Consider the following 8,125-nt stretch of genomic DNA (forward strand, 5'->3'; position numbering starts at 1 on the left):
GAGCCAATTTTAAAGTTCCTCTCCCAAGTTTGGGAGAGGCATTTAGGGTGAAGGCAAAGATTGCTGCCAGAAGTTTAATGACAATGGCGCAAAATCTTCGTCTTTCAAGCTAGCGGAGAGCTTAAAATGAAGATCGGGATTTTTGTGGGTTTCTTGGAAAAACCGTCTATAAAGTTAAGAGGTAATACCAATTTTCAGGTTTTCGCGATCGACATTCTTCTCCCCTCTCCCAAATAGGGAGAGGGGTTGGGGGTGAGGGCGATCGACTATCTGTGTCATTAATGTAATGAAAAATGGTACAAGACCTATCTTTATAATGTCGCTTCAGTTATTGATGTAACTTTATGGAACGATTGCTCGATCGCCTTGCTCTAGAGCAAGTCATTGAACGTTCTCCGCTGACGATTTCGCCAGATATTTCCGTCGTCGATGCGATCGCCTTGCTTGCTCGAACTCAAGCCAGTTGCATCCCGGTAGTAGAAGACTCTAAATTAGTTGGGGTATTTTCGCCCAAGGATGTGGTTCGCCTCGTCGCTTCTGGAGAGGACTTATCTGGAGTTAGAATCGATCGAGTAATAGAGCAGCCAGTCATAGCGCTAAAACTATCCGACTCCGATAATCTCTCTACAGCTTTGTCCCTGCTGCACCAGCAGGGGACTTGCTCTTTACCCGTATTAGACGAAAGAGAGTGCTTTGTAGGACTGGTGAGTGCCTGCCAACTCTGGGGAATGCTCAGGCAAAAAATAGAGAGGCAGGTAGACGAAGGAACCGACGAGCTTGCCTGGACTAATGCGCTATTGCAAAAGCGCGAACGACAATTGAAACTTGCCTTGCAAGCTGCTCAACTCGGTTCCTGGGAACTGGATTTAAAAACGGGAGAGCTATCGTCATCGAGCCAATGCAAAGCCAACTTTGGATTGCCTCCTGAAGCTGACTTGTCCTACGCCAGACTATTTGAACTCATCCATCCCGACGATCGCGATCGCGTGCGAGAATCTCTCAGGAGGGCGATCGAGCAACAGACAGATTATGAGGCAGAATACCGCAATATCTGGCTCGATGGCAGCATTCATTGGGTCTTAGCCAGAGGTCGCGGCACTTGCGAAACCGACGGCACTCCGACTTCTATGCTTGGCGTTACCCTCGACATTACGGAACGCAAGCAAACCGAAGAAGCACTGCGCCAAAGTGAGGCTCGGTTGCAGAAGTTAGCCGCCAACCTACCAGGAGTCATTTATACATTTGTCATCTATCCCGACGGCTCGATGAAATTTGAGTACATTAGCGAAGCGTGCCGGGAAATTCAAGAAATAGAGCCAGAGGAAGTTCTCAGAAACGCTGCTATTTTGTACGAACAAATTCATCCCGAAGACTTGCAAAAAGTTCTCGCAGCCAATGCCATGAGCGCCCAAACCTTAGAACCGTTTGCCTGCGAATGGCGCATCATCACTAAATCGGGAAAACTCAAGTGGGTGCGAGCTATTTCTCGACCGGAACGCCGCGACAACGGAGAGACAGTTTGGTACGGTACGCTATTAGATATCAGCGATCGCAAGCTAGTCGAGGAACAGTTGCGCCAGAGCGAAGCACGTTTTCAAATACTAGCTCGCGCTACCAACGATGCCGTCTGGGACTGGAATTTACTAACCGATGAAATCTGGTGGAACGAAGCCGTACAAACGCTCTTTGGTTATTCAAAAGAGCAAGTCGGCACCGAGGTGAGTTGGCGATACGAAAATATACATCCAGAAGATAGAGAGAGAATCGTTGCTGAAATTCATAACATCATCGATCGCGATCGACAGTACTGGTCGAACGAATATCGCTTCCGACGCGCCGACGGCTCTTATGCCGACATCTTCGATCGCGGCTATATCGTGCGCGACAATACGGGCAAACCAGTCCGCATGCTCGGCGCGATGATGGACATCAGCGATCGCAAACGAGCTGAAGAAGCGCTTCGGCAAAGCGAAGCCACTCTCCACAGCTTCTTTGACAGCGCCCCCACGATGATGGGAATTGTCGAACTGCGAGATAACGACATCGTGCATCTCGTCGATAACGCAGTGACGGCGCAATTGTTTGGCAGAACGCCCGCAGCCATGCAAAATCAGTTAGACAGCCAACTAGGCATACCGCAAGAACACATCAGCCTGTGGCTCGATCGCTACCGCGAAGCCAAACGCACTGGAATCCCCGTTCGCTTCGAGTACTTTCACCCCGTTCCTGGCGGAGTTAAATGGCTATCTGCTATCGTTTCTGCCATTGCAGGCGGTTCTGAAAGCCATCCGAGATTTGCCTATATTGCCGAGGACATTACCGAACGCAAAAGGGCAGAAGCAGCCCTGCGAGAGAGCGAAAAGTGCTTTTACAATGCCTTTGAATATGCCGCCATCGGCATGGCACTGGTAGCGCTCGACGGTCGCTGGCTCAAAGTGAACCGTGCCTTGTGCGAAATTGTCGGTTACTCGCAAGAGGAATTACTCGCTACTAGCTTTCAGGCGATTACCCATCCAGAGGATTTAGAAAGCAGCATCGCTTACATGCGGCAACTTCTGGCAGGCGAGATTAACACCTACCAGATCGAGAAGCGTTACCTTCATCGACAAGGGCATACTGTTTGGGTTTTGTTAAGCGTGTCCGTCGTGAGGGACGATCGCGGTCAACCTTTATACTTCATCGCGCAGATTCAAGATATCACGGCTCGCAAGCAAGCAGAAGCCTCGCTTCGGGAGAGCGAAGAACGCTGGCAGTTAGCTATCCGCGGCACTAACGACGGCATTTGGGACTGGAACGTTAAAACCAATGAAGTCTTTTTTTCGCCTCGCTGGAAGGAAATGCTGGGATACGAAGACGGAGAAATTGCCAACCATCTCGATGAATGGTTAAAACGAGTCCATCCCGACGATCTCGGTTGGGTAACTCAAGCTCTTGAAGATCACTTCAATAAGAAAACCCCTTTTTATATCACCGAACATCGCGTCCGGTGCAAAGATGGGACTTATAAATGGATTCTCGATCGCGCTCAAGCGTTGTGGGACGAACGAGGTAATGTTGCTCGCATGGCAGGATCTCATACCGATATCACCGAGCGCAAGCAAAGAGAAGAACTTTTAGAAAACATCGCCCGTGGGATTTCCGCAGAAATTGGCGAAGCCTTCTTCCAGTCATTAGTTAAATATCTCAGCAAAGCCTTAAAGGTTGAATATGCTTTCATCAGCGAAATCGTCGATCCAGAAAGCAATCTCGCTAGAACGGTTGCAGGCTACGGCGACGGTCGCGCGATCGAGAATTTTGAGTACGATCTGACTAATAATCCCTGTGGAGATGTTATCGGCAAACAGATCTGCGTCTACCCTCAGAACTTGCAGCAGCAATTTCCCCACAACGACATCCTTCAACAAATAGGAGCCGAAAGTTATTTAGGCGTTCCTTTATTTGACTCGTCCGGTCGGACTTTAGGTGGAATCTCCATCCTCAGTCGTCAGCCACTGCGCGACGCTCGATTGATGGAAGAAACGCTGAAAATCTTTGCCGTTCGTGCCGGGTTGGAACTAGAACGCAGACAGGCAGAAGCCGAATTGGTACGCCAAAATCAACGCTCTCACCTTTTTTCTGAAATTACGCTAAAAATTCGCCAATCCCTGCAACCCGAAGAAATTCTCCAAACCGCAGTTACCGAAGTACAAAAACTGTTGAGTGCCGATCGCGTTTTGGTTTTTCGGCTGTGGGACGACGGTTCGGGAACGGTCGTGCAAGAAGCCGTCTTGCCAGATTTCTCCGAGATTCTAGGACAACAAATTTACGATCCCTGCTTTAGTCGAGATTATCAACAGAAGTATCGTCAGGGAAGGGTAAGCGCGATCGCAGACATTAGAAATGCTGGCATTGAGTCCTGCCACGTCGAGTTGCTCGAACGATTTGGCGTGAAGGCTAACCTAGTGGTACCGATTCTTCAGCGGGAAAAGTGCTGGGGCTTGCTCATTGCCCACCAATGCGATCGTCCCCGACAGTGGAGCCGTTTTGAGATCGAGTTGTTACAGTTGTTGGCCAACCAAATTGGCATTGCCCTCGCTCAGGCGCAACTGTTAGAGGGAGAAGTGCGCCAGCGTCAGGAATTGGCTCGCTCCAATGCCGAATTGCAACAGTTTGCCTACGTGGCTTCCCACGACCTCCAAGAACCCCTGCGGATGGTAACGAGCTATTTGCAACTTTTGGCAAAACGATACCAAGGCAAGCTTGATGCTAGAGCCGACGAGTTCATTGCCTATGCCGTGGACGGGTCGAACCGAATGAAAACCCTGATCGATGACTTGTTGAGCTATTCTCGCGTCAGCACTCGCGCTCAACCTTTTGAACTCGTGGATTGCAATGTTATTTTGGAGATGGCGATCGCCAATCTCCAAGTTACTATTAACGAGACTGGCACAGCCATTACCCGCGCTCCCTTACCCCAAGTTATGGCCGATGCGACTCAACTGATGCAGTTATTTCAAAACCTCCTTAGCAACGCCATCAAATTCCGAACCGAAGGCGTTCCCCCACAAATTCACATCGGAGCAGTTAGAAGGCAGGAAGCAGCATCTTCCCCCGCTTCTTCTTCCCAAGAATGGCTGTTCTGGGTACGCGATAATGGAATAGGCATCGAGCAACAGTATGCCGATCGCATCTTTGCTATCTTCCAGCGCTTGCACGGTCGAGGCAAGTATCCGGGAACGGGGATCGGACTGGCAATTTGCACAAAGATCGTCGAGCGGCACGGCGGACGCATTTGGGTAGAGTCAGAATTTGGCAAGGGGGCGACTTTTTACTTCACTATTCCAGAGCGAACAGGTAATCTATCGTGAGCGAGCGAGACTTTAATAAACCAATCGAGATCTTGCTAATAGAGGACAATCCTGGCGATATCGAGCTAACTAAGATTGCCCTGGAAGATAATAAAATGACCATCAATCTCAGCGTGGTAGAAGATGGCGTAGAGGCACTAAAGTTCTTAAAAAAAGAGGGGAAATACGCTAATGCACCTCACCCAGACCTAATCTTACTCGATCTCAACCTGCCTAAAAAAGATGGTCGCGAGGTGCTCGCAGAAATGAAAGCCGATCCAATCCTCAAACGCATTCCGGTCGTAATTCTCACGACTTCCCAAGCCGAAGAAGATGTCCTGAGAGCCTACAATCTTTGTGCCAACTGCTACATTACCAAACCCGTTGACTTCGATCGGTTTGTTAAAATCGTGCGCTCTATCGAAAATTTTTGGTTTACTATCGTCAAATTACCGCCAGAGTAGCAACCAGTTATCGGTAACTAAGGACCAATGACCAATGATCGAATCAAAGTTTTGTTAGTAGAAGACAACCCTGGTGATATTCTGCTGTTGCAGGAATTGTTGCGGGATGTCAGTTCGACTCAGTTTGAGTTAACGCCTGTCGAGAGTCTGGGCGAAGCCTTTTCGTCCCTTGCTCGCCAGAGCTTTGATGTCGTTCTGTTAGATCTCTCCCTGCCGGATAGCCAGGGATTAGAAACCTTCGTCAAAATCGATCGCGCCTTTCCAATTCTTCCCATCATCGTGCTAACGGGTTTAGACGATGAAACCATCGCCATTCGCGCCATGCAGGAGGGAGCGCAGGATTATTTGGTCAAAGGACAAGTCGATGGAAACTTGTTGGGGAGAGCGATTCGTTATGCGATCGAACGCAAGCAGGCACAAGAGGAGCTACGGCAGCGGGAACGCCAATTAAGCGCGGTTTTTAATAGCGCTCTTAACGCGATCGTCATTGCCGATGATGAGGGCAGATATATCGATGCCAACCCATCTGCCTGCGAGCTGTTTGGGGTTTCTAAAGAAGAGTTGCTCGATGCGAGAATTGCCGATTTTGCCGAGCCGAGGTATGATTTCGCTCGCGCTTGGCAATCGTTCCGAGAGCAGGGACAGATGGCTGGCGAGTTTCGCCTGCGCCGTCGGGATGGCACGGTTCGGGAGGTAGAATTTGCCGCAACGGCTAACTTCCTGCCCCACCGACATTTGTCGATTCTGCGAGACATCACCGAAAGCAAAACAGCCGCACTCGCCCTCAAACAGCAGACAGAAACTTTGCAGACGATTTTTGACAATATTCCGGTCATGTTGAGCTTCTACGATGCCAACGGTCGGATACAAATGATTAACAAAGCGTTTGAAAAAACGTTGGGTTGGTCGTCAGAGGAACTTAAAGAGATAGATGTCCTAGCCGAAAGCTATCCCGACCCGGACTATCGCGCCTTAGTGGTAGAATTCATGCAAACTGCCGACGGTAGCTGGAGGGAGTTTCACACCAGAAATCGCGCGGGGGAAATTCTAGAAACTTCTTGGGCAAACGTTCGCTTGCCGAATGGGTTTAATGTGGGCATTGGCCAAGATATCACCGAGCGCAAGCGTGCCGAACAGAAAATCTACGAACAAGCCGCACTTTTAGAGATTACTACCAATGCCATTCTCGTGCGCGATCGCGCTAACCGAATTATCTTTTGGAACAAAGGTGCCGAACAACTCTATGGCTGGAGTGCCCAAGAAGCCATCGGGAAAAACGCCACCGACCTACTCTACAAAGAAGCTACGCCCCAAATCGACTTAGCCCTACAAACTGTCATCGAGAAAGGTGCGTGGCAGGGCGAATTGCACAAAATCACTAAAGCTGGCAAAGAAGTCATCGTCGAAAGCCGTTGGACGTTGGTGCGCGACGAAGCCGGACAACCCAAATCAATTTTGACCGTCGATACCGACATTACCGAGAAGAAGTCCTTAGAATCTCAGATTCTGCGCGCCCAACGTCTAGAAAGCCTCGGTACGCTGGCTAGCGGGATTGCCCACGACCTCAACAACATTCTCACTCCGATTCTGACCACCGCTCAACTCTTGCCGCTCAAACTGCCCGATTTAGATGAGCGCAGCTTGCAATTGCTGAAATTACTCGAAGGCAGCGCCAAGCGCGGCGCGGATTTGGTCAAACAAATTTTGTCGTTTGCACGCGGCGTTGAAGGCAAACGTGCCGTAGTACAAGTCGGGCACCTGTTATGGGAAGTGGTCAAGATTGCCAAAAGTACCTTTCCTAAATCTATAGAAATCGAAGCCGATATTCCAACCCACGAACTGGGAACGGTTTTGGCAGATGCTACGCACCTGCATCAGGTTTTTATGAACCTAATCGTTAATGCGCGAGATGCTATGCTCGATGGCGGCAAGCTAACGATTACTGCTAAAAATGTCGTTATAGACGAAAATTATGCGAAAAAAAATCTTTATGCGAAAGCCGGACGCTATCTCGCGATCGCGATCGCAGATACGGGGGTGGGAATGTCTCCCGAAGTTCTCGATCGCATTTTTGAACCGTTTTTTACGACTAAAGAAGTCGGAAAAGGAACGGGATTGGGTCTGTCAACGACTTTAGGAATTATCAAGGGTTATGGCGGCTTTATTACTGTTCGCAGCCAGGTGGGAGAAGGCAGTGAATTTAGAGTCTATCTGCCGCAAATTGACGACGTGCAAAAGCTAGCAGAGGCCGAGTCTCAATTGCCCAGAGGACGGGGAGAATTGATTTTAGTAGTAGATGACGAAGCCGCCGTGCAAGAGATTACGCAAACCTCCCTAGAAGCTCACGGCTACAAGGTCCTTATCGCTGGCGACGGAATCGAAGCGATCGCCCTCTACGCGCGTCATAAAGATGAAATTAAAGCAGTCCTGATGGATATCATGATGCCGTCGATGGATGGCACGACAGCTATCCGAACCTTGCGCAAGTTCGATCCCCATGTTAAAGTCATTGCTACCAGCGGTCTCGTTTCTAATGAAAAGATTATTAAAGCTTCTGGTGCAAACATCCAAGCCTTTTTATCAAAACCCTACACCTTGAAGGATTTATTAAACGTGCTGCACGAGGTGATTAGTCGTTAAAGCTAACCACTTTTAATATCAAATCCGTTTGATTGCCCATAATATCGGTAGGGGCGGGTTTTATTTTTAAGTTATTCTTTTCAAGAAATCTTATTATAAGATGATAATTATCGTTTTGCAGTATTGTAGTAAGTTTCTTACGGTTATCATTAACTCCACTACCTATTTCTTTTACTATTTCTACTATCTGATAGC

The 8,125-nt window shown here is 48.9% G+C and carries 3 protein-coding genes and 1 pseudogene; 3 read left to right on the forward strand and 1 reads right to left on the reverse strand.

The genetic code is table 11. The features are described from left to right. Window positions 1-344 precede the first annotated feature (344 nt). Genes NIES593_RS24600 through NIES593_RS12625 form a run of 3 tightly spaced genes read left to right on the forward strand, consistent with a single transcriptional unit; the run spans window position 345 to window position 7,930 of the window. Window positions 345-4,847 (forward strand): PAS domain-containing protein, encoded by a 4,503-nt coding sequence (locus NIES593_RS24600; protein ID WP_073599915.1) that lies wholly within the window; start codon window positions 345-347, stop codon window positions 4,845-4,847. Continuing rightward, window positions 4,844-5,290 carry a response regulator gene (locus NIES593_RS12620; protein ID WP_073599916.1) on the forward strand — a complete coding sequence of 149 codons (447 nt, stop codon included), beginning with the start codon at window positions 4,844-4,846 and terminating at the stop codon, window positions 5,288-5,290. Before NIES593_RS24600 ends, NIES593_RS12620 begins: the two co-directional genes overlap by 4 nt. Before the next feature lie 27 nt (window positions 5,291-5,317). Next, entirely contained in the window at window positions 5,318-7,930 is a 2,613-nt protein-coding gene (locus NIES593_RS12625; protein WP_073599917.1) for a hybrid sensor histidine kinase/response regulator, read from the forward strand. Here NIES593_RS12625 and NIES593_RS24605 read toward each other — a convergent pair. Further along, window positions 7,920-8,125 (reverse strand): annotated as a pseudogene (locus NIES593_RS24605) (hypothetical protein); the annotation flags it as partial. The gene NIES593_RS12625 and the pseudogene NIES593_RS24605 sit on opposite strands and share 11 nt — an antisense overlap.

It is taken from the genome of Hydrococcus rivularis NIES-593, from assembly GCF_001904635.1.
Lineage (GTDB): Bacteria > Cyanobacteriota > Cyanobacteriia > Cyanobacteriales > Microcystaceae > Hydrococcus > Hydrococcus rivularis.

Coding starts and splice junctions, on each gene's coding strand:
- NIES593_RS24600 (WP_073599915.1), top strand. CDS start 345: ATGGAACGATTGCTCGATCGCCTTGCTCTAGAGCAAGTCATTGAACGT.
- NIES593_RS12625 (WP_073599917.1), top strand. CDS start 5,318: ATGACCAATGATCGAATCAAAGTTTTGTTAGTAGAAGACAACCCTGGT.